This is a genomic window from Bartonella sp. MR30HLJHH (assembly GCF_042194195.1).
GTDB classification, from domain to species: Bacteria; Pseudomonadota; Alphaproteobacteria; order Rhizobiales; family Rhizobiaceae; genus Bartonella; species Bartonella grahamii.
The window spans coordinates 124,732-151,621 of sequence record NZ_JBHIMO010000001.1; the positions used below are offsets into that span (position 1 = coordinate 124,732).

Below are 26,890 nucleotides of genomic sequence, written 5' to 3' on the forward strand. Positions count from 1 at the left end.
TTAAGTTATGATTTCTGCAATCAATCACGGTTTGAGCCAAGAAATTGTAGCAAGAAGACAAACATATTGATGAAATCAAGATAAAGATTCAACGCGCCCATAATAATTTTACGTCCTCTGGTGTCGCTTTCATCTCCTTCATAATACATCAACTTAATGCTTTGGGTATCGTAGGCTGTTAAACCAGCAAAGATCAACACGCCAATCACAGAGATAGCAAATTGCAAAGCGCTTGATCCAAGAAAAATGTTCACAATCATGGAAAGAAACAAGCCGATCAATCCGATGAATAGGAATGAACCGATTGCCGTGAGATCACGCTTTGTCGTATAACCATAAAGTGAAAGAGCTCCAAAAGCTGCAGCGGAAATGACAAAGGTTTGCACAACACTTTCTGTCGTATAACGCAAAACGATTGAAGACAGTGAAAGACCAACCAGAGCAGCATAACCAAAAAAGAGGCTACGAGCAGCATTTGTGCTCAATGTATTAATTTTAAAACTGAGGAATAAAACTGCTATGAGTGGTGCAAACATAACAATGTAAGAGAATGGCGATGTATAAAATGTTACTCCAAATGATGTTAAATAAACACTGCTATTGATTTGAGCTGCTGCTTGGCTCATATCTGTTGTCGTTGCTAATGATACAATTACATAAGCGGCAGCAGCTGTAATAAGCAAACCAATGGCCATTGTATTGTAGACACCCAACATATAGTCGCGCAATCCCTGATCAATTGATGCATCGGCGTGAGAAGTAGGCGCCGAACGTAAATTTTTAAAATTAGCCATAATATCAAATCCTTTAGCATATGTCCCGTCAGGTATAGGGCTTTAAAAGTGTCTCTGTCATTACACAGATAAGCTTGGCATAAGCCTTAATTGGGCAAATACAAAAACCCTTAAGAATCACTGACAGAATTCCAGCATATTTGCTCTTATTATGGAGATTTATTTAAAAATTACAAGAGATTTATATGAAGAAGGAACCTTACAAATTGGTAAGGAAACTGTTCATTTTAATAAAAAATATTTCCATTTTTCGCCATATTTTTACAAGATAAAAAGACTGTACTCAAAAGGTTTTTATTATTCACAGAAACTATGTAATACAATCCTTTATAAAATATCCACTATTTTTGCATTTTTAAGAAGAGAGGCAAGTATCTATAATACTATTTTTCAACCTTCAATATTGCACCTGTTTTGCACGGTTAGAAGAGCTATTGAATTGGATTTATATAACATATTGATATATAATGATAAACTGTCTTTTTGTATGCTAAATGATATTTCAAATAAAAGAGATTTAGGCTTTTAAGGGCTTTTATCCAATATGAAAACGGTAATTTATATTTATAATCAATAGGTTGCTTTAACAAGACACCATTGAAAATAGTTGAAAAAATGTTTTTTATTAAACAATATATAAAACAAAAAAGGAGAGTTTTTTAGCGAAGCACTTAAGAAAGGCTCTGTAAAAAATAATACCTGTAAAAACTAAAGAACATATGAAAAGCAAATGTTCTAAGCAAATAATAGAACTTTAAATGCTATAAAATATTTTCTCTCTGAATTTGAGAGAGGACATATGGATAAAAAATATTGATTTCTATTTGAGTTCATTTCTTTTGCATTGACCAAGTGTAGAAGTGTAAAGTTGAAAAATAAGATTTTATAATTTTATGAAAAGAAACACGAAAAACAATTAGCTGCAAGAATTATCCAAGAAAAATCAATTTATAATCAGGCTTATGATGGTCAAAAAGCTCTGTTTTCTAAGACAATGAGCATATCAATGAGAAGATGTACTGTTAGAATGACGTTTTGCTTTCATCCAAGTGCGCAATTCTTCAATAAGGATGGCAATAACACCGAGAGTGATAAAACTATCTGCAAGGTTGAAAATAGCAAAATAAAAAATATCATCAATATGAAAGAGTATGTAATCAGTGACATGATGAAAGCGAATACGATCAACGAGATTGCCAATTGCTCCCCCAATAATAAGAATAAGGCCAAAGCGCATTAAAGACTTATTATGTTCAGTATTTTTCCATAGCCATAGAAGGAAGATAATCACAATGATTGTGATGGCGATGATTCCCCAGTGAGAAAAGGAAGAAAAAAACGAAAATGCAATGCCAGAATTACGCACATGATAAAGGGAAAGAAAAGGAATAAGCGAAATTTCTGTTCCTAAAGGCATATTGTGCATAATCCAGTATTTGACAGCTTGATCAAGTACTACTGTAAAAGCCAAGCCCAAGAGAAGAAAAGGGAGTGATTTACGCATCATATTTTTCCTCACATGGTTCCAGTATTAAATAGGGGCGACGGATTTCATAAAGCATAACAGCTGTTGCTACAGCTAGATTAAGCGAGTCTGCACGTCCGCTTTGTGGAATACGCGCAAGTTTATCACACCGATTTGTAAGAAGATCTGATAATCCCTGTTTTTCATTTCCCATTAAAAGGATAATAGGGCCATTTTTGAAATCAAGAGTGCGATAATCCAGAGATCCTTTGAGATGTGTTCCAACGATCATACCTTTAAAGTGAGCAGACCAGTTTAAAAAGGCGCTTTCATCAAGACGATAAAGTGGTACAGAGAAAATAGATCCCATGGTTGCACGGACCGTTTCAGGCGAGAAAGGGTCTGTTGTTTCGCCAATTAAAATAACACCTTTAGCACCTACAGCATCAGCAGTTCGAATAATGGTACCAAGATTTCCAGGGTCACGTACACGATCAAGCGCGATGTAAACATCTTTAATCTGTCCTTTTATCATTTCAAGAGAGTGCCATTTTTGCTTGAAAATACCAATAACTGTTTGTGGATTATCGCGTCGGGTAAGTGATTCCATAACCTTTTGTGAGGCTTTAATAACAAAACCACCGTTGGCTACAGCATGTGCGGCAGTATTTTCGATAGCAGCATTACCTATTTTACTTTTAGAAAAAATAAGCGTCTGTATTATCCAGCCGAGATTGAGAGCATCAATGACCAATTTCAATCCTTCTGCCATGAAAAGACCTTCTCTATTACGGTTTTTCTTTTGGCTAAGTGCTTTAAGATCTTTTATGATGGGGTTGCTAAGAGAGGTAATTTCTTTCACTCTACCAGTTTTGGGTCTACACATATTCAAGCAATCCAACGGCTAAAAAGAGAAGTAGAAAGAGCACGTCCTGCAACTTCTTCACGCAAAATGAGTTCTCCTGATTCGACTGTACCACCAAGATTTACAAATGCATCACGCATTAAAGCATGAAGTGCAAAGAAGGAAGCACGAATAGAATAAGCTGTAAGGACAACAGAGAGCGGTTTATCAGAGAGAAGTTTACGACAATTTGAGATCATAGCGGGTAAATGATCAAACAGTTGCCAAATTTCACCATGGGGTCCACGCCCATAAGCAGGGGGATCAAGAAGAATCATATCATAGCTTTTCTTACGACGCAGTTCACGCTCGACAAATTTCATAGCATCATCGCAAATCCAGCGAATAGAATGATCTGGTAATCCTGCTTTTTCTTGATTAGCTTTTGCCCACGCAATGGCTTTTTTAGAAGCATCAACATGGGTAACATTCGCACCCGCTCGTGCCCCAATCAAAGAGGCAATACCTGTATAGCCAAAAAGATTCAACAATTTTATAGGACGCTCGGCTTTAACAATTTGCTCTTCCATAGAGCGCCAATGGGCATCTTGTTCAGGAAAAACCCCCACATGACGAAAGGAAGTAAAACGGCCTAGAAAAAACAATCCATTCCAAGAAAGAGTCCATGTTTCATCAAGTGGCTTTTTAGGAAAATGCCAACGACCAACCCCTTCTTCATCACGCTTTCCTGTGAAAATAGCATCAACATCAGCCCATTGTTTTCGTGGTAAAGCGGGTTTCCATAGTGCTTGGCCTTCTGGTCGAATAATGCGGTAAGCTCCATAACGTTCTAATTTTTGTCCATGACCAGAATCAATGAGAGCATAGTTTTCACTTATACCTGTCTCTAAAATAAGGGGCAACTTTTCCTGCGGATATGTATTGTTATGGGAGGATTGAAAGCATTGTGCGGGCATGTTTTGTATCACGGTATATGAGGTATGAAAATATATTATAAAGCTCTTAAGTGTTTCGTAAAAGTGCAAAAGAGCTAAAGCCAATTAAAACATGTATAAAAAAAAGAAAAGAGCACTTTTAAATCTGTACTGAATATAAAATACAGAGAGAAAAGATTTAATTAAAATACCATTACACCAGATTTGTGATAGACGTTTTCAATTTCTCGATCTCTGCTTTACTTTTTTTGAGAGCTTTTTTGTATTTGTGATAGGAAAACCAACTGATCAGATTTCCTAATAAAATACCAAAACCAAAGAAAATAAAGAGCCATATAAAAAGGGGAGCATGATAAGTAAAACTTTCAGAATCTGCTCGAAAAGGATCAAGGGTTAACGGAACCATCTGACGATTAGCCACGATAAAAATAATCAAGAACGCTGTGAGAATCACACCTATACTTGTTAGAAGAATACGTTTAATTATCATAAGTTTCTCACTGATTAAGACGGTCGCGTAAATCCTTGCCAGTTTTAAAAAAAGGAATCCACTTTTCTTCAACAGAAACGGCTTCACCTGTTCGTGGATTACGTCCATTACGGGCTGAACGGCTTTTTACAGAAAAAGCTCCAAATCCACGAAGTTCAACGCGATTGCCATTTGCAAGTGCTGTTGAAATTTCCTCAAAAATAGCGTTCACAATATTCTCCACATCCCGTTGAAAAAGATGCGGGTTATGACGAGCGATAATTTGCACAAGCTCTGATTTTACCACAATAGCCTCACTTTCACACAAAAGTTTTTTTGTAATTGTGCACTTCATGCATATTACAATATATAAACGGATAAAAGCAAAATAAAACCAAGAAAAAACAAATTGCAAGAAACAAAATTTGAAAATACCTTCTATAAAGGTTATACAGATTAAAAATGCGGAGTATTTAAGAGATTAGGAGAGTATGTCCGTACACAATAATTATAAAGCCTTTTCAACGCAATCATCTTTTGGAGATGTTTTTAAAAAAGCATCCCGTCATTCGCGTCGCATTAGCATATTAAAAATTTTTTTACCTCTCTTAGCGTTGATTTCAGCGCTGGTTTTTTGCTGGTTTACGTTTTTCTTAGTTCCCGTTACTTCTGATTCTATGCCTTTGAATAATGAAGAAAGTGGCGTGATGAATTTGACGATGCTCAATCCAAAGTTAGAAGGGTATACGCGTGCTCATGAACCTTATTGGCTTAAAGCAGAAAAGGCATTTCAAGACCATACACACTCCGGAATGATTGGATTGCAAAACATTACAGCTAAAGCATTTATGGGCCAACAAAAACAGGTTTTTCTCGCAGCACAAGGGGGGGTTTACGATAACATTAATGGTTTTTTACAGTTGGACAAGCCATTCACCATTACGACGAATGATGGGATGATGGCACAATTTATGTCAGCGAGTATTAACTTATCCGAGGGACAGTTAAAAACAGATCAACGTGTTAATATTCAGCAAGCCGGTTTGCATCTTGCCGCAAATGCCTTACAAATTCGAGAAAAAGGAAAAAACATGTATTTCCATGGTGGTGTGCATTTAGTGCTTCAAAAGCAATGACGTAATATCAATACGAATCTTCAAAGGATATTTATAAAGAGAAGTATGTGTATATACAAATAGAAGAATTGAAATAATGAAATCGTACAAAAGATGGATAGGTGTGACCTTGGCTTTTAGCATGGGAATGTTAGGAGGAGCAGTTTTAGGATATGCTGAAGTGGCTCATTTTGGAATAAGTTTATCAAGCGACAAAGAACCGGTAGAACTTCATGCAGATTCTTTGGAAATACGTGATAAAGAAGGGATAGCGCTTTTTAAAGGTGATGTTTCAGTGGTGCAAGGTGAACGTCTTTTAAGAACGGCAAAATTAGTTGTTTACTACGATAAAGCATATAAAGAAATTGATAAAAACAAGGAAGATACAAAGGCATCATCTGTCTCTTTATTTGGTTCGTCGGGTATACAAAAAATGGAAGCTTTAGGAAAAGTTTATATAAAAATTGCTACGCAAATTGCTACGGGTGATAAAGGCGTTTTTGATGGAAAGTCAAAAATGATGAGTTTGACAGGGAATCATGTTGTGTTAACTGACGGTGACAATGTGGCCACGGGGTGCAAACTAACGGCAAATATGGAAAGCGGAAAGGCTTTTTTAAAAGGTTGTGAGACGCCTAAGAAAAAAGGTCGTGTGTCTATCATTTTAAAACAAAATCAAAAGAATGGCCATTAAGATTTCATGTTTGGAATCAAAAGAAAAAAACAGACCGATAAATATAATCTTGAAAGTGAAGCTTCAAAAAATCCCTTAAAAGGGACCTTGATTGCCAGTAACTTGATTAAAGTTTATCGAGGAAGACGAACTGTTAATGGTGTTTCTTTTGGCATTCGTACGGGAGAAGCCGTTGGCATTTTAGGGCCCAATGGGGCAGGTAAAACAACTTGTTTTTATATGGTTACGGGGCTCATAAAATCTGATGGAGGATCCATTAAAATTGATGGATTTGATATTACGCATCTTCCGATGTATCGACGTGCGCGTTTAGGTATTGGATATCTTCCACAGGAGGCTTCTATTTTTCGTGGTCTTTCAGTAGAAAATAACATTAAAGCTGTTTTAGAGGTCGTTGAAAAAGATCGCCTTAAACAACGTGAAGAGTTAGATAGCCTTTTACATGAATTTAAAATTGATCATTTACGTAAAATGTCTGCACTTTCGTTATCTGGAGGTGAACGTCGGCGACTTGAAATTGCGCGCGCTTTAGCTTCTCGTCCCCATTTTATGTTACTTGATGAACCATTTGCAGGAATTGATCCTATCGCTATTTTCGATATTCAACAACTTATTCGTCATTTAACTAGGCGTGGCATTGGTGTTCTAATAACGGATCATAATGTGCGTGAGACATTAGGGCTTGTCGATCGCGCTTATATTATTCATACAGGGCGGGTGTTAGTTCACGGTTGTCCTAATGATATTATCAACAACGTTGATGTACGCAGAATTTATTTGGGAAATCAGTTTTCTCTTTGATTTTACAGCTTTCACGAGTTTCCATTTAAGTTTAACCAAACATTATTACTGAAAATCTCCTTATTTATGCCAAAACTTCTTTTATGACTACAACTTTAATATCGTTATTGAGTAGTGAAAAAGACTTCATCATTAGAGGATTAGTTTGTTGTTTTATAAGTTTAACTTATTCATGATTGTATTATAGAAAAGATATCACTAGATCAACTTGATAATGAGTGATAAACGAAGCTCTCAATAAATGTGTGTGTTATTGAAAGGTAACAGATATTTATCATATTTTTCTCTGTCGAATCAAATAATATATCGATGATGCTGTTTTAGGTATTTTGATAGGAGCACCGGTTATATATTGCGTTTATTCAATAGGAGTTGTCGTATTTTATTGGTTTATATGGCCTATTTGAAAATAGGAGCTCGGCTACAGATATCAGGCTAAATCTATAAATCTTTTAAAATAATCATTAAATCTCTAAAAACCTTTATATTCTTGTTATAAGGCGATGTTCAAGCTATACAGTAATTTTCAAAGTAAAGGTCCATTTTTCTCAGTATGCTTTTCATCTTAATTTAAGGTCTCATTTTTAAAGAAAGAAAAACTCTGATGGCGAATTATACATCAACTCTTATGACAAGTTTAATAAATTTATGAATAATGACCTTTTCTAGAGTCGTAAGGAAATTAACTTTATGAACAGCTTCATTTCTTTGGTTTCTCATGTCGTTAATGATGATCCGAATACTATTTATTGTTCTGTTAGAAGTGATATGAGATGTATTGAGCCATCACCCATTATAAATTGAAAAGTAAAAACACATGCGATGTTGCGAAAAGTGAAAGAACATTAAGTATCTATACCTTTTATAGGTTTATTGATGAGCATTTTAGCGTGTAAGAGGAAAATTAAAGTATGAATTTGAGTGAGTTAATAGCACCGGAAGCGATCATTCCGGCTCTTAAGGCTAATTCGAAAAAACAGGTTCTGCAAATTTTAGCCGAAAAAGCTTCCAAGCTAACAGGTCTTAGTGAACATGTGATTTTTGATGTTGTTTTACAACGCGAGAAGCTTGGTTCAACGGGTTTGGGTGGAGGTATTGCGATTCCTCATGGAAAATTACCTGATATTAATCGGATCATTGGTATATTTGCACGTCTTGAAAGTCCTGTTGATTTTGAAGCTCTCGATGACGAACCCATAGATCTCGTTTTTCTCCTTTTAGCACCTGAAAATGCTGGTGCAGATCACTTAAAAGCTTTATCACAGATCGCACGTGTTTTGCGTCACACTGATGTTGTGCAAAAATTGCGCAATACGCATAATGCTAGTGCGCTTTATGCTTTACTGATTCAAACTTCAGAATCAAATGCAGCTTAGAAGATATTATGAGTGTATAAGTTGCAAGGTATACACCACGGAACGTAGAAAATAATATAATTTTTATCTTAAAAGACTGATAAAAAAGGTCATATCATGCAATTTTGAGAAATCGTTTCTAAGCGAACCTTCTTTTTAAAGAGAAAGTAACAAAAACGAAGTACTTGTCTTTTCTTGTTCTTGTATATTAAAGCATCTAATCATTATGCTTCGTGGGTTCATTTATCCTGTTATACTGTAAAAAGCTATCATTTGAGGTGTGGAGAAATAAGACATGTAAGTCTTCTTAATACATTAAATGCTTTTAGAATGTGTGGTAAATATTCTTAAGCAGGACTTGTTTGTAGAACTTTTGGTTAAGTAAATTACATAAGTGGGAAGACAAGAGGAGACCGCTCAACAAGAATCCAAACTTTTTCAGTCCAGATTGGATTAAGAATCTTCGTCCTTTGAAAGCGGGAAAGAAATCAACAGGAAAGTTTATTTGTGCATTTAGGGATAATATTTTAATGCTCAAGAAGAAATAAGAGAAATGTTGTATCATAAGTATAGCAAGATATTGATTTATAAATATAATTCACTATTTTGCATGTTGGATGAGAGATGCGAATATTGTGAAATTCTCCCATTCCAAACTTGTTTATGATGAATCAATCAAAACCATTTGCTTGCACGTTATAAACGGAATTAGCGTGTGGATAAAAACTATACAAGAAAGGGGTAAAATGCCTCCTATGAATCGTCTCAAGCATCGAGGGGTGTAGAAAAACATTGGGAGCTGGAAAATAGTGTGATGGTGCCGGTTTGCTTCTTCACAAGTGGGGAGATCAACTATTTTATAGATATGATTTAGATGTCAGTTGTTGTATAGAGCTCATGTTAAAAAAACAATTTTGTACGGTAAAAATGAAAATTATAGCTTTAGGTTGGGTGAAAGAGCTTTGTGCATGGGAAGATTTATTCAGATCCACTTTAATTGATTAAAATGTTGTTAAAAAAACGATAAGGTTAGAATTGCTGTAGAAAAAGGTTTTATATTTTTGTTTATAAATTACTCAGAAATAAAATAAGGAAACTTTTCAAAAGAATTCTTAGGAAGTTTTTTATAACAGAAAGGAAAATGTCATCTAACATATTAAAATAATATGATTAAGCTATTATAAGCTACTAAAATCATTTTAGAAATTAATAATTGGAGATAAAATATATAGGGAAATAAGATCAAAAGAAACAAAGTGGTATGTGATTATTGAGATAGAATCTGAATTCTTTATGTTTTATTATTAATATCTTGATAATATTTTATTATTTTTACAAGATATTTTGAAGATTGAGAAAAAGTGTTATCGGGACGATATTGAATACGAAGTATGAATGCACTATAATGGGTGAAAGATGGAGTATTTTGTGAACATAAATGTATTGAATGCATAAAGTCGAGAAGTGATATCCGTAAGGCGATTAAGCTTTTTTGCGGGGAGTATGGGGTGTATTTTCAAAATTTTGCATCAGATTGCTTGTGACATAAAGAGTATGGTTTATTTCTTAACAGAGTGATGGTATATTTTCATCTCGTTTTGAAGTTCTATAGCTTAAAGAAATCGTTTTTTATACAAAAACGAAATGAGTAGCATAAAATGAAGATGTTATTTTTTAATGTGGTTATTGAATAAGAAGTTTATGTTTTGGTAACGATTAAAAGGTCACAATGGAACGTGGAAATCTATTCTGGTTAGTGTGAAAATATTTCGCTTATTGAAGGAATTAAGACAATAACACATGGATATCGAGGAGTTTTTGTTGAATTTTTCCAATGAAGAGAATCTTGTTAGAGACTAAAGAAGTGAGCTAAATGAAGATGTTTGAAAAGACTGTTATTGCTGCATCTGTAATGGTTTTTGTTACAGCGGGCGTGGCATATGCACAAACGCCAAGCCGTTTAAATCAATTTGAAGCGTGGGGAGCCTATTCTTATAAATCGCCCAAAAATACGATTTGCTATGTGTTATCGGTACCTTTGAAGGCTCTTCCAACGACAGTTAATCATGGTGATAACTTTTTCTTGGTTACCAAGCGTTCTCATTCACCTATTTCGTTTGAACCGCAGTTTATGGCTGGTTATACCCTTCAAGAAGGGTCGAGAGTGACAGTGACCATTGGAGGTAAGGACTTTGATTTTTTCACGAAAGATTCCTCAGCTTGGTTGGCTTCATCAGAGCTAGAAAAGCAGCTTGTTTCTGCTATGCGTGCTGGAAGCAATATGACAGTGAAAGCGATATCAAAACGAGGAACGCATACCACTTATACTTATTCCTTAAAAGGGGTCACTGCTGCATTAAATGCAGCTCAAAAGTGCCATTAAGGTTTCGATAATTTCTAGAATAGTGATGTGAATTGGAAAGCAATGGCCATTTCCTATGACCTTAGACCAGTTGGTTCATGTTTTGCGCGAGAAACAGATAATGTGGTCGTGAAGGAGAGTTCTAAGCTCTCTTTAATTGGTTTGTCGCAAGATGAGATGGTGCAGGCTTTAAAGACAGTTGGTGTACCAGAGCATCAAACGCGTATGCGTGTGCGTCAGCTTTGGCATTGGCTTTATGTGCGTGGCGTTTCAAATTTTGATGAGATGCTGAATATTTCTAAAGCAATGCAAGAAACACTTAAGTGTCATTTCTCCATTGCGCGCCCAGAAATTGTTGGAGAACAAATATCAAAAGATGGTACGCGTAAATGGCTCTTACGTTTTCCTGCACGTGGAGCTGGAAGGCCTGTTGAAATTGAAACGGTTTATATCCCTGAAGAAGGACGTGGTACTTTATGTCTTTCATCGCAAGTAGGGTGTACGTTAACTTGCTCTTTTTGCCATACGGGAACGCAGATGCTTGTTCGCAATCTGACTGCGGAAGAAATTTTGGCACAATTATTGGTTGCACGTGATTGTTTGGGTGATTTTCCTGATAAAAATACCCCTGATGGGGCAATAGTTCCCATTGAAGGTCGCAAAATTACCAATATTGTTATGATGGGGATGGGAGAACCTCTTTATAATTTTGAAGCTGTTAAAAAAGCTTTATTGATTGCTTCTGATGGCGATGGGCTTTCTTTATCAAAACGTCGGATTACGCTTTCAACCAGTGGGGTTGTTCCTGGAATTATCCGAACCGGAGAAGAAATTGGTGTTATGTTGGCGATTTCACTCCATGCAGTACACGATACATTAAGGGATATGCTTGTTCCCATTAATAAAAAATATCCGCTTGCTTTACTAATGGAGGCTTGCCGTAATTATCCTGGTCTTTCCAATGCAAAACGAATCACTTTTGAATATGTTATGCTGAAAGATATCAATGATAGTTTAGATGATGCTAAGCGATTGATTAAGTTATTGAAAGGGATTCCTGCTAAGATCAATTTAATCCCTTTTAATCCGTGGCCAGGCAGCAATTATCAGTGTTCTGATTGGGAGAAAATCGAGCGTTTTGCTGATGTCGTTAATCAAGCGGGCTATGCTTCTCCTATTCGGATACCGCGTGGACGCGATATTTTAGCGGCATGTGGACAACTTAAATCAGCTTCAGAGCGTTTACGGAAATCTGAACGTTTGCGACTTGAAAATGCCATTGGTCATTAGTTAATGCAACTTTCTGCGATATTAAAGCCTATGCTTTTTTTCAGTAAATCAGCATATAATAGCATGTGTGAGACAGAGATTAAGATGGATCAGTGCTAGACGAACAGTTTCAGCTTTTATATGCTAAATGGGGGAAATATTGTATATAACAGTCTGTTTGCGTAATCTCTAAAATGAGGAGGGAACCTCATTTAGAGGGAATATGAAGTCTTAAGGGTCTTAACTAATTTCCATATTACTATCATACCTTTTAATTCTATTTTATGACTTTTAAAAGCATCTACGGTAATGTCTTTTAAAAAGTGGAGATTGTATATTGCCTCACTCTTTTGTTTATTACGTTCTTTAAAAAGATTTCGCTTCACACACGAAAACTCCCGATTCGCTTATAACGTACAAGGGAAAGATATTGTTTGATTCAAAATAAACAGGTTTAAAATGAGAGAATCCTACAATATTTGAGTTCTCATTTAAATTAAAAACGATAAATTACATTTATAAATCAATTTTTGTAACTATAAGGAGATGGAGAGCAAAGATGGTAAAAGTACCAGCAATAAGCCAGTCGAGAAAGCGAATATAAAGAGGATTTTTCTTGAGAATTTTGGTAAGTTTATGCGCTGTAAAAACGATAGAAATTGTAATGGGAAAAGAAATAGGAATATAAGAGAGTCCTAAAAAGAGTAGCTTTTGTGTTGCCATAGGATCATCCGCATTGATAAATTGTGGTAAGAATGTCGCGTTAAAGAGTATAACTTTAGGATTTAAAAGATTGATTCCAATACCAGCAAGATAGTTACGTTTAGCGCTTTGAGATTTAGAAGATGTCTGTTCGAAGGAAAAAGTTGGATTTCTCCGTAACGCTTGAAAGGAAAACCATAAAAGATAAAAGGCGCCAGCAATTTTTAGAAAAATAAAAGTGTGTGGCGCAGCAAAAATAAGCGCTGATAAGCCAAGTGCTACAGCGGTAACCTGAATGGCAAACCCTGTTGCACTACCCAAGGTGCACATAATTCCAGCTTTTTTGCTTTGTGTAATGGTTCGTCCTACAGAAAGCATCATATCAGGCCCTGGAATAAGTGCTAAAATCAACGATGCTAAAGCAAATTGTACAACAATAGACCACTCCGGTAGAAATGACACGTAAATCTCCTTTTATTTTTAAGCAGTATTCATTATTTACACTCTAAAGCGTTTTTATTTACGTTTTTTGCGTCTTTTTAATGTTGCTTAAAGAGAATTTGTTTTTATATTTATTGCATTGTTTTGATTTCTAGGTAGAAATAAATGAGCAGCTCATATAGAACTTTGAAATGAAGAAGTGGCAAAATATTAGAAAAGTTGTTTTGGCTTATTCAGGGGGATTGGATACGTCCATTATTCTCAAATGGTTGCAAAGTACGCTAGGCGTTGAAGTTGTAACTTTTACAGCGGATTTGGGGCAGGGGGAAGAGCTAGAATTTGCTCGTCGTAAAGCTGAAATGTTAGGTGTTAAAGAAATCTATATTGAAGATTTGCGCGAAGAATTTGTGCGTGATTTTGTTTTTCCGATGTTTCGAGCCAATACCGTTTATGAGGGAACTTATCTTTTAGGAACATCAATTGCACGCCCGCTTATTTCAAAACGCCTTATTGAAATTGCTAAGGAAACAGGAGCAGATGCAATTGCTCATGGGGCAACGGGCAAAGGCAATGATCAGGTACGCTTTGAGCTTTCCGCTTATGCTCTTAACCCTGATATAAAGATTATTGCTCCATGGCGTGATTGGGATTTTAAGAGTCGGACAGATCTGTTTGAATTTGCTCGTATACATCAAATTCCTGTAGAAAAGGATAAGCAAGGCGAAGCACCTTTTTCAGTGGATGCAAATTTATTGCATTCTTCATCAGAAGGAAAGATTTTAGAAGATCCAGCACTTCCTGCTCCTGAATATGTCCATATGCGTACTCTTTCGGTGGAAGATGCTCCAGATCAAGCAACCAGAATCACTCTTGGCTTTAAAAAAGGTGATGCTGTTTCAATCAATGGAAAAAAATTATCTCCTGCAACTTTACTTGCAGAATTAAATCATTATGGGCGCGATAATGGTATTGGTCGGTTAGATTTGGTAGAAAATCGCTTTGTGGGTATGAAATCGCGGGGTATTTATGAAACACCAGGGGGGACCATTCTTTTAACGGCTCACAGAGCTATAGAATCTTTAACGCTAGATCGTGGTGCAGTTCATTTGAAAGATGAATTGATGCCACGTTATGCAGAACTCATTTATTATGGATTTTGGTTTTCGCCGGAACGTAAAATGCTGCAAGCAGCTATTGATTTATCTCAAGAACATGTTGAAGGTGAAGTCACGTTAAAACTCTATAAAGGAAACGTGATTGTTGAAGGGCGCCAAAGTAAAAAATCACTTTATTCGAGTGAGTTGGTAACTTTCGAGGATGATCAAGGTACTTATGATCAAAGAGATGCAACTGGTTTTATTAAATTAAATGCTTTACGTTTGCGTACATTAGCAATGCGTCATCAAGGTGACAAAAAAAGAAATAGAAAATTACGGTGACAATTGTAAAGTAGGGGGAGTGCTTTTGTATCAAATGCCTAACTTAAGCATTTTTATCTGTTGGTTTTTGCAGTCCTTTCATTCAATGTTAGAGGCTTCGCTTTTGTACTAAATCAGTGTAATAAGCAAAATTCATGATAATAATAGCAATGAAGGCTCTTATAATCAAAACAAGTCAATTTTGCTTTATAATATTGAATGTTTTTGATTTTTATCAGAATAAAATATGTTTATAGCAAGGGCAGTTTTTGTATTGTGACTTAAGAGTATAAAGAAATTTTCATCTTTTTGCTTGCTATTATTGACGAATAAATTCAAGAACCATACACCCTATTTTGAAAGAGTGTAATTTTTAGGACAAATAATGATGCGTGATCAGTGTGATACCCTTAACCTTACGCCTGAATTAAAAGATGCGGCTTCTCAATCGAGAACTTGGCCATTTGAAGAAGCACGTAAGATTATCAAACGGTATGAAAAGACGGGTTATCCAGACAGTGTGATATTTGAAACAGGTTATGGACCTTCTGGTTTACCGCATATTGGTACTTTTGGGGAAGTTGCACGTACAACCATGGTGCGTCATGCATTTCATATTCTTACGGAGAATAAAGTAAAAACAAAATTGCTTTGTTTTTCTGATGATATGGATGGTTTGCGCAAGGTTCCTGAGAATGTGCCTGATCGCGAGAGGATGGAACATTATCTTGGTCAACCGTTGAGCCGTGTACCCGACCCTTTTGGAGATGACTATCCTTCTTTTGGGGCAGCAAATAATGCGCGGCTACGGGCTTTCCTTGATCGTTTTGGTTTTGATTATGAATTTGCAAGTGCTACGGATTATTACAGTTCCGGTCGTTTTGATGAAACACTTTTGAAAATCCTTGCCTGTTATGACAAGGTTATGGCAATTATTTTACCAACATTGGGTGCAGAGCGGCAAGCGACCTATTCGCTCTTTTTACCAATTTCTCCCTTTTCTGGAAAAGTATTACAGGTACCAATGATTGAGCGTAATGTTGAAAAAGGTACAGTCACTTATATTGAGCCAGAAACAGGAGAAACCATAGAAACAGAGGTTACGGGGGGCAAGGTTAAGTGTCAGTGGAAGGTGGATTGGGCAATGCGTTGGACAGCACTTGGCATTGATTATGAAATGGCAGGAAAAGACCTTATCGATTCCACAAATCTTTCTTCTAAAATTTGTAAAGTATTAGGTGGGAAGTCCCCAGAAGGATTCAACTATGAGCTCTTTTTAGATGAGAAAGGGCAGAAAATTTCCAAATCCAAGGGAAATGGCTTAACCATTGATGAATGGCTTACTTATGCCCCAACAGAGAGTTTAGGGCTTTATATGTTTTCAAAGCCTAAAACAGCAAAAAGGCTTTATTTTGATGTCATTCCTAAAGCGGTTGATGAATACTATGCGCATCTTTCAGCCTATGGTCGCCAAGAATGGAAAGAGCGGTTGAATAATCCTGTATGGCATATTCATAATGGTTGTCCTCCGCAGGTTGATTTGCCTGTTTCCTTTGCGATGCTTTTAAATTTGGTAAGTGCTTCAAATGCGGAGAATGCAGAAGTTCTTTGGGGTTTTATTTCTCGTTACGCTAAAGGAGCAAATGCACAAACTTATCCAGAACTTGATCAATTAGTGAAGTTTGCCATTAGATATTTTGATGTTTTTGTTAAACCAAACAAAAAATTCCGGCTCCCTGATGAAAGTGAACGCACAACATTAGCACAAATTGATGAAAAATTAGCTAATTTACCTGAAACTGTTGATGGCAATATGCTACAAAATATGCTTCTTGATGTTGCGCGGTTAACGGAACGCTATCAAGATCATAGCAAAAAAAGCCCTGAAGGTGGGCCTGGTGTTTCCAATGTTTTTTTTCAAATGTTGTATGAAGTCCTTCTGGGACAAGAGCGAGGTCCACGATGGGGATCATTCATAGCGCTTTATGGGATTAATGAAATGCGTGCACTGATTGCTGAAGCGCTTGCACGGCCGACGGAGGAATAATGGAAAAGAGAGTGCAGGAAGTAAAGCGACGCCGTACATTTGCAATTATTGCTCACCCAGATGCTGGGAAAACAACATTGACAGAAAAGCTTTTATTGTTTGGTGGTGCTATTCAACTTGCAGGAGAAGTAAAAGCCAAAAAAGATCGTATTCAAACCCGTTCTGATTGGATGAATATTGAGCGTGATCGTGGTATTTCCGTTGTAACTTCGGTGATGACGTTTGAATATGAAAATCATATTTTTAATCTCCTAGATACTCCAGGACATGAGGACTTTGCGGACGATACCTATCGCACACTCACAGCTGTTGATAGTGCTGTCATGGTTTTGGATGCGGCACGGGGAATTGAGCCTAGAACATTAAAATTGTTTGAAGTGTGTCGGATGCGGGATATTCCTATTGTTACGTTTATCAATAAAATGGATCGTGAGGCACGTGATCCTATAGAGCTTTTAGATGAAATTGAAGAAAAGCTTGCTCTTGATACTGCGCCTATAACATGGCCAATTGGTACGGGTAAAGATTTTGTTGGTACCTATGACCTTCATCATAATCGGTTTCGTCAAAAAGATGATGAGATAACACAGCGGATAGTTTCAAATCCCAGAGAGGTTGTCCATTTACTTCCTGAATATCAACGTTCAACTTTTATTGAAGGGGTAGAACTCGCTCAAAGTGTTTGCAAGAATTTTGATCTTCAAGCTTTCCGTGAAGGTCATATGACTCCGGTTTATTTTGGTTCAGCTTTGCGAAATTTTGGTGTTCGTGATTTGATCAATGCGCTTATTAATTTTGGTCAAAGTCCTCGTGACCAAAGTGCAGATCAGCGCAATGTCACAGCCATGGAACCTAAAATGACGGGATTTGTTTTTAAAATTCAAGCGAATATGGATCCTAATCATCGTGATCGTATTGCATTTTTTCGGGTATGTTCGGGAACACTTGAACGTGGTATGAAGACAAAGTTGGTTCGAACAGGAAAACCAATGACACTTTCGGCTCCACAATTTTTCTTTGCGCGTTCACGCCAAATTGCTGATCAAGCCTATGCCGGTGATATCGTAGGGATTCCTAATCATGGAACATTGCGTATTGGTGATACTTTGACTGAAGGAGAAGATATCCTTTTTAAGGGAGTACCAAATTTTGCACCAGAGATTTTGCGTCGTGTTTGTTTGGGCGATCCAATGAAAGCAAAAAAGCTCAAAGAAGCTTTGCAACAAATGGCTGAAGAAGGGGTTGTACAATTGTTTATTCCTGATGATGGGTCGCCTTCTCTCATTGGTGTTATTGGTGCTTTGCAAATTGATGTTTTAAAAGAACGATTAAAAATAGAATATTCTTTGCCAGTGAATTTTGAGTCTGCGCGTTTTAATTTATGTCGTTGGATTTCAGCGCAGAGCAAAGATGAGTTGCAAAAGTTTCTCAGCAATCACCGCTCTGCTATTGCGTATGATTTAGAAGGTGATCCAGTTTTTTTAGCGGAGAACCATTTTTCATTGAATTATGAGGCAGAAAGAGCTCCTAAAATAAAATTTTCTGCTTTTAAAGATTACCAAGTACGCTCTTAAAATAAAGAAAAATATTTTCTACAATAATTTGATTTATAATGATAATTTATCGTTTTTTATGTTGGGTGAAAGATCTGAATATTGTAAGTTTCTTATATTGAAACAATCAAAATCATTTGTTTGCATGTCATAAGTAGGATTGATGTGTGCGTAAAACACTTGAAGCAAGAAATACAAAGCCTCTTATAAACCTTCTCTATAACCAAGAGTTTTCAAAATATTGGGTGAGGGTAAAAATGATAATAGTGGTTTGTTGCGTACAGAAGTTTACGTTATACTACTCATTTATATTATTTATGGGACGACATTACGAGGTAAGCTCAAGTACAATGAAAGATGTCTCTTTAAAAACAAACATATAAAATTGCAACATAATGATATTTTTGGGCATTCTATTTTGCATAAGGGATGTAATCCTAGCAAAATAGAGGCTTGCACGATAAACTTTTGCAAAACTCTCTCCATCAAAGTAATTTATTTTCGCTGTGAAAGGTGGAGATATTATTATTTTTTTCTGAAAATGATGGAGTATGTAAGGGATATTTTCAGATTGCACTGTATAAAGAATACGGGAAATTTATTTATTATATTCAAAGAGCTAAAATGCATTGGTATCCCTAGCACCTTTTAAAACTTTAATATTTATTTTTATATTACCTATTTGAGTTAGAAAATAAACTTTAGCCAATTCTACGTTGAAAATATCAGAAAAATTTTATATATTTTTTCACGATGACGTAAGACATATAATTTATTTCAATATTTTTTAGATCTAAAATAAAAAATCTGCTGTATAAATATAGCTTTTCAGTTTTTCCTTGTATAAATATTGTATACAGTCAAAATAATACAAATAATCAATAAGCTGAAATTTGTTATCCCAAATATGAGATCATATGACCTATAAACCGCGTGTCTTTTCTATTTCTCCGGGAACTGCTTTTTTGCCTCACTTTGTTGATGCACTACTCTCTGGTAGCCTTATTGATAATTTCGCTTCCAGTGGAGATATTCAAACTGCCCTTGCCGATAGCCTTATTTATGTTCCGACACGTCGTGCTGCTCGCGCTTTGCGTTTAGCCTTTGTTGAAAGAAGTGACACACAATCAACATTCTTGCCAACCATTCGTGCTCTAGGAGATGTAGACGAAGACAGTTTCCTTTTTGTGGAAAATCATACCAGCACTCTCGATCCGCCTATTGGAGAAAGCGAACGTCTTTTACTTTTAGCACGCCTTATTCGTCCATGGCGTGAAAATTTACCTGCGCATCTGCGTGCCATGTTTGGCACAGAAGATGTGCTTATTCCGGCTCATAGTGCTGATGCGATTTGGCTTGCGCAAGATTTAGCACACTTGATGGACGAAATTGAAACAGAAGGAGCAGACTGGTCAAAACTTAAAAATATTGCACCTGATATAGTCGCTGAATGGTGGCAAATAACGCTCGATTTCTTGACTATTGTTACTCAAAATTGGCCAAAAATCTTGACAGAAAGACAACGAAGTAATCCCGCTGAATGGCGTAATCAAGCACTCACAATGCATGCAGAGACTTTACGACGTATGCCGCCTGATAAACCGGTCATTGCAGCTGGTGTGTCAGGTTCTATGCCCGCAGTTTCTCACCTTTTAAAGGTTATAGCTTCTCTGCCAAAAGGGGCTGTTGTTCTTCCTGGCCTTGATCTTCATATGGATGAAGAACAATGGAATGCACTAAGCACAAGCCATAAAGAAAAAACAGCTTGTGATTTTTTTGATCTTGCAGAAAATGTTTTTAGCCATCCTCAATATCATTTAAAAAAACTTCTAACTCTCATGGAGTGTCAACGTCATCATGTTTGCGAAATTGGCCAACAAAGTATAACAAAGAAAAGACGAATGGCTCTTTTATCAGAAGCACTCCGACCAGCTTCTACAACAGATAAATGGATACAAATTGTCCGTGATGATTATGAAAATCTTTGTGCAGATTGGTCATTTATTGAAGCTATAAATGAACGTGAAGAAGCTCTCGCTATAGCTATTACCTTACGCAAAGCTATTGAAGAACCCCAAAAAACTGCGGCCCTTATTACAAATGACCGTAATTTAGCACGCCGTGTTGCTGTGGAATTACAGAGATTTGGAATTGAAGCAAATGATTCAGGCGGAATACCACTTGCACAAACATTACCTGTAACTCTCTTACGACTTATCTTAGAAAATGTGTTGCAACCCGATGATCCCATTGCTTTTCTTTCTCTTCTTAAACATCCACTGACAACACTCCAACAAAACCGTCATCGTTTACGCGAAATGGCAGAAAATTTTGAACTTTTTATTCTTCGAGGGAATACAGGGCGCATCAATCTTTGCGAATGTGATCAATTTCTTGAAAAATGGATTGAAACATACTTTCATAATAGTTCTGAAATCAACGCTCTTGATCAGCAGAAATGTGAAGAAGCACGTTTTCTTTGTCATCTTTTGAGGAAAGCTGTTGAACCTTTAACATCTCTTATGAAAAAAGAGAAAGAATGCACCATCACCGAAGCTGCGATAGCAACTGTTGAGGTTTTTGAAAATTTCGGTCGCAATGAAGATAATTCTCTTGCACATCTTTATCAACATGAAGCAGGACAAGCCCTATCAAAATTTTTACGTGAATTGGTCAGTGATCAATCAGGATTAACATTTCATCTTTGCGAATGGCCCGCTATGTTTTCTGCCATAATAGCAACCCGTTCTGTCACACCTTCGCCTGGAGGACATCCACGTTTATTCATCTGGGGTACTTTGGAATCACGTTTGCAAACAGTTGATACAGTGGTCATCGGCGGTCTTAATGAAGGGTCATGGCCGATATCAACCCGAAATGATGCTTTTTTATCGCGACCGATGAAAATGATGTTAACTCTGGAGCCACCAGAGCAGCGTATTGGTCTTTCCGCGCATGATTTTCAATGGGCGATGGGAATGGATAAAGTGGTGATGAGTCGCGCATTGCGCGTTAATCATACCCCCTCCATTCCTTCTCGCTGGCTACAACGCATGGAAACAGTTGTAGGAAAACAGGTTTGGAAAAAAATCCGTGAACGAGGTGAAATACTACGCCATTGGACAAAGATGCTTGATCATACAAGCATAACTTCTGAGGTGGAACGTCCTTGCCCTGCTCCACCTCTTGATATACGCCCGCGTCATTTTTCAGTCACTGAAATAGAAACATTGCGATATGATCCTTATGCTATTTATGCTAAAAAAATCTTACGACTCAAACCACTTAAAGAACTTATTCATGATCCTGGCGCTTCAGAACGTGGAACACTTTATCACGCTATTCTTGCAGCCTTTTGCACACAAATAAAAAATCCAAATGCTGCAAATGCACTCAATGTGCTGCTTTCTATTGGACGTAAAGAGTTTGATAAATTCAATTTTCCACCCGATATTGAAGTAATTTGGTGGAATAGTTTTGAAAATCTTGCTCCACGCCTTATTCAATGGGAACAAAGTTTAGGACTGCGAGAGCGATATTCGGAAGTGGTATCACAAAAAATCCCTATAGGAACAACAGGGGTAACCCTTTCAGGACGTGCTGATCGTCTTGATGTTTTGCCAGATAAAACAGTTGAAATTCTAGATTTCAAAACCGGTACCCCTCCTTCATCAAAACAAGTTCGTGAATTATTATTTCCGCAATTGGCTTTAGAAACAGCTTTACTCATACAAGGGGGATTCCCAGATTTTCAAGATTTTACTCCCTCAAATTTATTTTACATTCCCCTTAACAAAAAAGGTGAAATTAAATCCCAATCAATTCTTTTAAAGAAAAAAGACGGAAAAATTCACCTAAGTGCTGTTAATCTTGGTGAAAATGCATGGGAAAATCTTATCGCACTCATAACTTATTATCAAAATCCACAACAAGGCTATCTCTCATATGCTGTCCCCATGTCAAAAAGATATGAAGGTGACTACGACCATTTGGCTCGGTTGTGGGAATGGTCAAGTGGTTTTCATAAAGAAGAGTAATCATGACGATTTTTTCTATTCCTGAAGCCGCTCTTGATGCACAAGCAACGGCAACACATCCCCAAAAAAACGTGTGGGTTTCTGCAAATGCTGGATCTGGAAAAACCCATGTTTTAAGTGAACGTGTTATCCGTTTGCTTTTAAACGGTACGCCTCCAGCACGTATTTTATGCCTTACTTATACAAGAGCTGCTGCTGCTGTTATGCAATCACGAATTTTTCGCACGCTTTCCAGTTGGAATGAACTCGATGATGCACAGCTGCAGGAAACCTTAACACGGTTTGAAAAAAAACCTGTTAATGCGCAAAAACTAACTTATGCACGACAACTCTTCGCGCGTGCCCTCGAAACGCCTGGTGGCTTAAAAATCCAAACGATTCATGCTTTTTGTGAATCTCTCTTGCATCAATTCATGTTAGAAGCCAATATTGCAGGGCATTTTGAACTTCCCGATGATATCAGTCGAAAAAAATTACTACAAGAATCTCGTCGCCAACTTTTAGCTCGTCGTGATGTACAGCCTGCTTTGCAACAGTTATTTAAAGTTATTAGCGAACATACTTTTAATCAATTGCTCTATGAAGCAACGGAAAAGCAACATAAATTATCTGATTTTTTATCTTCTCTTCTATCTGAAAATGGAGAAGAAAAATTGCGTGCACTTTTTAACTTAGCGCCAGATGAAACAAACCAATGTCTATTGGAACAAATTAAACAGACAGCGCGCCTTCCTCTTTATGCTCTTAACCATTGTGAAACCAATGGTAGTCAAAGCTGCAAGGATATGGTGGAAAAACTTTCCCAATTAGAAAAGGTGCATGATGAGACAAATATTCTCAATATCATTTCTGATATTTATTTTACAATAAAAGGTGAGCCACGTAAGTTTTCACATTTATCTCGTAAAAAGTCAGACCAAATTTGGCCTTTTATTCAACAAATGCTTGAAGATAAACAAAGCAAGCTTTCTATTCTTTTAGAGAAATATCAATGTGCAAAAGTTGCTACTCTCAATATAGCTGCTTTTCAGTTATGTGCTGTTTATCTCAAAATCTACACGAATCTAAAAAAGGCTAATGGCTTCTTAGACTTTGACGATCTTATTGAGCGTACACTTCATTTATTACAGCGTAAAGGTGCAAGCCAATGGGTGCATTATAAACTTGATCGCGGTCTTGATCACATTCTACTTGATGAAGCACAAGACACTAATCCTGAGCAATGGCAAATTATTCAACTGTTGGCACAAGAGTTTTTCTCAGGTTATAGCCAACGAACAAATATACGGACTCTTTTTGCTGTTGGAGATGAAAAGCAATCTATTTATTCTTTTCAAGGCGCAGCTCCAGAAAATTTTGCTGAAAATGGACGAATCATTCAAAAAAAAGTGCAGCAAACAAATCAGCAATTTGAAAAAATACAACTGCATTACTCTTTTCGCTCTACAGCGGATGTTCTTAAAAGCGTTGATATTGTTTTTGAAACACCAGAAAACTACAAAGGACTTTCGGCAGAAAATACAAAAACGGTGCATGAAGCTATTCGTGTTCATAGTCCCGGTGAAGTTGTTATATGGGATGCTATTTCCCAAGAGACGAGTGAATTTCCTCATGATTGGCATTTAAGCGTTGATCATTTAGATACCCCTGAAGTTCGTTTAGCAGAAAAAATTGCTGAAACTATTGCCAACTGGTTACAAAAAGGTGAAATGCTTCCAGCAAAAGGACGCTTAATACGTGCAAGTGATATTATGATCTTGGTTCGTAAACGTGATCAATTTGTCTCAGCTCTTTCTCGTGCTTTTAAACACCGCAATATTCCCGTAGCAGGGGCTGATCGTTTACAGCTTACCAAACATATTAGTATCCGTGATTTAATGGCGCTTGCGCGTTTTATTTTGCAGCCACAAGATGATCTTTCTCTTGCTTGTGTTTTAAAAAGCCCCCTTTTTGCTCTTAGTGAAGAGGAACTCTATCAGCTTGCTGCACACCGCACCGGCTCTCTTTGGCAAAGCTTATTTACGCACGCATCATCGCAGGCATCTTTTAAAGATGCTTTTGAAAAGCTAAACCATTATCGCGCTTTAGTGGATAAAATACCGGTTTTCGAGTTTTATAGCCATATTTTGAATAACGATAAGGGAAGACAAAAAATTCTGTCTCGTTTAGGATCTGAAGCAAATGATGTGCTCGATGCTTTTATGGATTATACGCTTACTATTCAAAAAACAGGATTACCAGGATTACAAGCTTTTTTAGAAACATTAAGTGCAAGCGAACCAGAAATTAAACGTGAATTTGAACAAAACAATGAAGAAATCCGCATCATGACTGTTCATGCTGCAAAAGGACTAGAGGCTGCTATTGTGTTTTTAGTCGATCCTGGTAGTGCGATTTGGCATCCTCAGCATGCGCCTCATTTGCTTAAAGTTCCTTTAAACAATGCAAAATGGAACGGAAAACAAGCCTTTATTTGGTGCCCCAATGAAAAGTTTGATACAAAACTCTCTAAACAAGCAATTTCACACTTAAAAGAGCGTGCAGAAGAAGAATATAGGCGCCTTCTTTATGTAGGAATGACACGCGCTGAAGATCGCTTGTTTATTTGTGGATATAAAGGACAGAAAACGCCATCTCATACATGGTTACAACTGGTAAAAAAAGCCCTCGAACCGCATGCTCTTGCTATAAAAGATTCTGCGGAAGATATTGCAGCTTGGCGTTATTGTATTACACCTCCTTCTTCTGCTTCTATAAACCCAAAAGTCCCTTGCGCTGAATGCCAAACCTTACCACCTTTGCCTGCTTTTTTCTCCCATAAAATACCAGAAGAACCAGTGCTACCAAAACCGTTAAAACCCTCAGTCGCGAGCCTTTCCATTGAAGCTGATACAGAGCTGTCCTCAAGTCCAAAACAGCTTACCATCTCCCCTGTTTTAGGAGAAACAAACACTAACAGAGCTTTTTCCATTGAATATGGTAATATCGTTCACCGATTATTACAATATTTACCCGATTACCCCCCACAAAAACGTCGAGACTATGCTCGAAACTATCTCAATATTAAAGCCTCTCATTGGTATGAGAGCCAAAGAGAAGATGCTCTTCGCCATGTTTGGAAAATATTAGATCATGTTTACCTCAAGCCCCTTTTTTCTGAGCATTCACGTGCTGAGGTCTCCTTAATGGGTATTGTAAAAATTCGTGGAAAAGAACACGCAATTTCTGGTCAAATTGACCGTCTCTACATCACGCAAAACAGCATCATCTTTGCCGATTTTAAAACAGGAACCCCGCCAGAAAATGAAGCTGCTATTGCTTCCCATCACTGGTTGCAAATGGCTCTTTACCGAAAATTGTTGCAAGCTATTCATCCCGATAAAGACATCCAAGCTCTGCTTATCTACAGTAAAGAAGCCAAAATTTTTAAGCTTTCTTCAGAAAAACTCGAAGCATTTCTTAGTGAAGTTGCCTGATAAGTTATTCCTTTCCTTCAAAGTATCCTTACACTTTTTTACTTTCATAAAATCGCCCAAACAAATACAATGCACAATCTCTGGTGTAAAAAAGTTCTTTAATAATTTATCTTTGCAATAACTTGATATGAATTGTTATCATACCAATCTATAAAGAGTGAATATAAAGGATAAATCAATGACGTGTATAAAAGTTGATAAGGACAATTTCGAAAGTGAAGTTCTAACCTCTTCCACCCCTGTTGTGGTTGATTTTTGGGCAGAATGGTGTGGTCCTTGCAAAATGATTGCTCCAATTTTGGATGAAATTTCAATGGAAATGCAAAATCAAGTTAAAATTGCTAAGGTAAATATTGATGAAAATCCAGAACTGGCTACCCAATACGGAGTACGTTCTATCCCTACATTATTAATGTTTAAAAATGGAAATATTTCATCGAATATGGTTGGCGCTACCTCTAAAGGACGTCTTTCTGAATGGATAAAAGATGGGCTTAGTTAATTCCACATATAATCACTATAAAGGAGAGAAGCTTTGTCTCTCCTTTTGATTTTTTTAACATTCTTTTTTGCATTATATTATAATAAAAAGATAATAAAATCAAAGTGTTAAATGAATTTAAGAATTCGTACTTTTATGCATGATTCAATTGACTATTTTTTATAAAAAATTGCCCTGTATGAAGAATATAGGCAATTCTTTCCTTATATGCGCGTTAAAAATATTGGGTGAATGATAATTTCATAAAGGTATTTTCTTCTTGAATAAGACTATAGAGATAGATAGTGCTTTCAACACATAAAAAGGCAATATCAATCTAGAAATAAGGAGATTTTTGTTTGGAGTCCTTAGCAATCATGAAAGGAGATTTTAAGAAAAAACTTTGCAAATTACTTTTCTGAAGTTCACAATTTTTAAGCAGAAAGAAGCAAGCAATTCACTACAGGCTATATAATGCTCTTCTAAAGGGTTACCACTTCAATTTAAAATTCTCTTACACTATTCTCTAGAATCAAAAGACTTTTTTTGAAGCCTTTACTAAAAGTATGAAAGGCAAAAAACATTCTCTAAAATAAATTGATAAATTCCTA

Annotated in this window: 19 protein-coding genes; 12 read left to right on the plus strand and 7 right to left on the minus strand. The window is 36.6% G+C overall.

Annotation, left to right across the window (positions count from 1 at the left end; genetic code table 11):
• Nucleotides 1-20: 20 nt before the first annotated feature.
• The 6 genes from ACFIKR_RS00540 to ihfB all read right to left on the minus strand — a co-directional run bounded on the left by ACFIKR_RS00540 (nucleotide 21) and on the right by ihfB (nucleotide 4,835).
• Nucleotides 21-794 (minus strand): Bax inhibitor-1/YccA family protein, encoded by a 774-nt coding sequence (locus tag ACFIKR_RS00540; RefSeq protein WP_375658411.1) that lies wholly within the window; start codon nucleotides 792-794, stop codon nucleotides 21-23.
• Nucleotides 795-1,797: 1,003 nt separating this feature from the next.
• The gene (gene lspA, locus ACFIKR_RS00545) at nucleotides 1,798-2,301 is read right to left on the minus strand and encodes a signal peptidase II (RefSeq protein ID WP_375658412.1); all 504 of its coding nucleotides are present in this window, start codon (nucleotides 2,299-2,301) and stop codon (nucleotides 1,798-1,800) included.
• Nucleotides 2,291-3,145 carry a TrmH family RNA methyltransferase gene (locus ACFIKR_RS00550; protein ID WP_375658413.1) on the minus strand — a complete coding sequence of 285 codons (855 nt, stop codon included), beginning with the start codon at nucleotides 3,143-3,145 and terminating at the stop codon, nucleotides 2,291-2,293. Before ACFIKR_RS00550 ends, lspA begins: the two co-directional genes overlap by 11 nt.
• 2 nt (nucleotides 3,146-3,147) lie before the next feature.
• Nucleotides 3,148-4,080 carry a class I SAM-dependent methyltransferase gene (locus tag ACFIKR_RS00555; protein ID WP_375658414.1) on the minus strand — a complete coding sequence of 311 codons (933 nt, stop codon included), beginning with the start codon at nucleotides 4,078-4,080 and terminating at the stop codon, nucleotides 3,148-3,150.
• 172 nt (nucleotides 4,081-4,252) lie between these two features.
• A complete protein-coding gene (locus tag ACFIKR_RS00560) occupies nucleotides 4,253-4,549 on the minus strand; it encodes a lipopolysaccharide assembly protein LapA domain-containing protein (protein WP_375635364.1) in 297 nt (98 codons plus the stop codon).
• Nucleotides 4,550-4,556: 7 nt separating this feature from the next.
• A complete protein-coding gene (ihfB, locus tag ACFIKR_RS00565; protein WP_012754445.1) occupies nucleotides 4,557-4,835 on the minus strand; it encodes an integration host factor subunit beta in 279 nt (92 codons plus the stop codon).
• A gap of 184 nt (nucleotides 4,836-5,019) precedes the next feature.
• Between ihfB and lptC the strand changes: the two genes are divergently transcribed.
• The 6 genes from lptC to rlmN all read left to right on the plus strand — a co-directional run bounded on the left by lptC (nucleotide 5,020) and on the right by rlmN (nucleotide 12,145).
• On the plus strand, nucleotides 5,020-5,664 hold the full coding sequence (lptC, locus tag ACFIKR_RS00570) for an LPS export ABC transporter periplasmic protein LptC (RefSeq protein WP_375658415.1): 645 nt from the start codon (nucleotides 5,020-5,022) through the stop codon (nucleotides 5,662-5,664).
• 76 nt (nucleotides 5,665-5,740) lie between these two features.
• On the plus strand, nucleotides 5,741-6,337 hold the full coding sequence (locus tag ACFIKR_RS00575; protein WP_375658416.1) for an LptA/OstA family protein: 597 nt from the start codon (nucleotides 5,741-5,743) through the stop codon (nucleotides 6,335-6,337).
• Nucleotides 6,338-6,343: 6 nt separating this feature from the next.
• A complete protein-coding gene (gene lptB, locus ACFIKR_RS00580; RefSeq protein ID WP_375635367.1) occupies nucleotides 6,344-7,138 on the plus strand; it encodes an LPS export ABC transporter ATP-binding protein in 795 nt (264 codons plus the stop codon).
• Nucleotides 7,139-8,049: 911 nt separating this feature from the next.
• Nucleotides 8,050-8,514: a PTS IIA-like nitrogen regulatory protein PtsN gene (gene ptsN, locus ACFIKR_RS00585; RefSeq protein WP_375658417.1), complete on the plus strand. Its 465-nt coding sequence runs from the start codon at nucleotides 8,050-8,052 to the stop codon at nucleotides 8,512-8,514.
• A gap of 1,858 nt (nucleotides 8,515-10,372) precedes the next feature.
• On the plus strand, nucleotides 10,373-10,876 hold the full coding sequence (locus ACFIKR_RS00590) for an invasion associated locus B family protein (protein ID WP_026500150.1): 504 nt from the start codon (nucleotides 10,373-10,375) through the stop codon (nucleotides 10,874-10,876).
• Nucleotides 10,877-10,918: 42 nt separating this feature from the next.
• Complete coding sequence (gene rlmN / locus ACFIKR_RS00595) at nucleotides 10,919-12,145, plus strand: 23S rRNA (adenine(2503)-C(2))-methyltransferase RlmN (RefSeq protein ID WP_375658418.1); 1,227 nt, start codon at nucleotides 10,919-10,921, stop codon at nucleotides 12,143-12,145.
• Nucleotides 12,146-12,640: 495 nt separating this feature from the next.
• Here rlmN and ACFIKR_RS00600 read toward each other — a convergent pair whose 3' ends face one another.
• On the minus strand, nucleotides 12,641-13,288 hold the full coding sequence (locus ACFIKR_RS00600) for a LysE family translocator (protein WP_375658419.1): 648 nt from the start codon (nucleotides 13,286-13,288) through the stop codon (nucleotides 12,641-12,643).
• A 170-nt stretch (nucleotides 13,289-13,458) separates the two neighbouring features.
• Here ACFIKR_RS00600 and ACFIKR_RS00605 point away from each other — a divergent pair, with 170 nt between their 5' ends.
• The 6 genes from ACFIKR_RS00605 (at nucleotide 13,459) to trxA (ending at nucleotide 26,300) form a co-directional block, all read left to right on the plus strand.
• Nucleotides 13,459-14,706, plus strand: coding sequence for an argininosuccinate synthase (locus ACFIKR_RS00605; RefSeq protein ID WP_375658420.1), 1,248 nt, complete (start codon nucleotides 13,459-13,461; stop codon nucleotides 14,704-14,706).
• Nucleotides 14,707-15,070: 364 nt separating this feature from the next.
• The gene (locus tag ACFIKR_RS00610) at nucleotides 15,071-16,732 is read left to right on the plus strand and encodes a lysine--tRNA ligase (protein ID WP_375658421.1); all 1,662 of its coding nucleotides are present in this window, start codon (nucleotides 15,071-15,073) and stop codon (nucleotides 16,730-16,732) included.
• Entirely contained in the window at nucleotides 16,732-18,306 is a 1,575-nt protein-coding gene (locus ACFIKR_RS00615; protein WP_375658422.1) for a peptide chain release factor 3, read from the plus strand. The genes ACFIKR_RS00610 and ACFIKR_RS00615 overlap by 1 nt, the downstream gene beginning before the upstream one ends.
• An 896-nt stretch (nucleotides 18,307-19,202) precedes the next feature.
• Nucleotides 19,203-22,322: a double-strand break repair protein AddB gene (gene addB / locus ACFIKR_RS00620; protein ID WP_375658423.1), complete on the plus strand. Its 3,120-nt coding sequence runs from the start codon at nucleotides 19,203-19,205 to the stop codon at nucleotides 22,320-22,322.
• 2 nt (nucleotides 22,323-22,324) lie between these two features.
• A complete protein-coding gene (addA, locus tag ACFIKR_RS00625) occupies nucleotides 22,325-25,798 on the plus strand; it encodes a double-strand break repair helicase AddA (protein WP_375658424.1) in 3,474 nt (1,157 codons plus the stop codon).
• 178 nt (nucleotides 25,799-25,976) lie between these two features.
• A complete protein-coding gene (trxA, locus tag ACFIKR_RS00630; protein WP_012754458.1) occupies nucleotides 25,977-26,300 on the plus strand; it encodes a thioredoxin in 324 nt (107 codons plus the stop codon).
• Nucleotides 26,301-26,890: the final 590 nt, after the last annotated feature.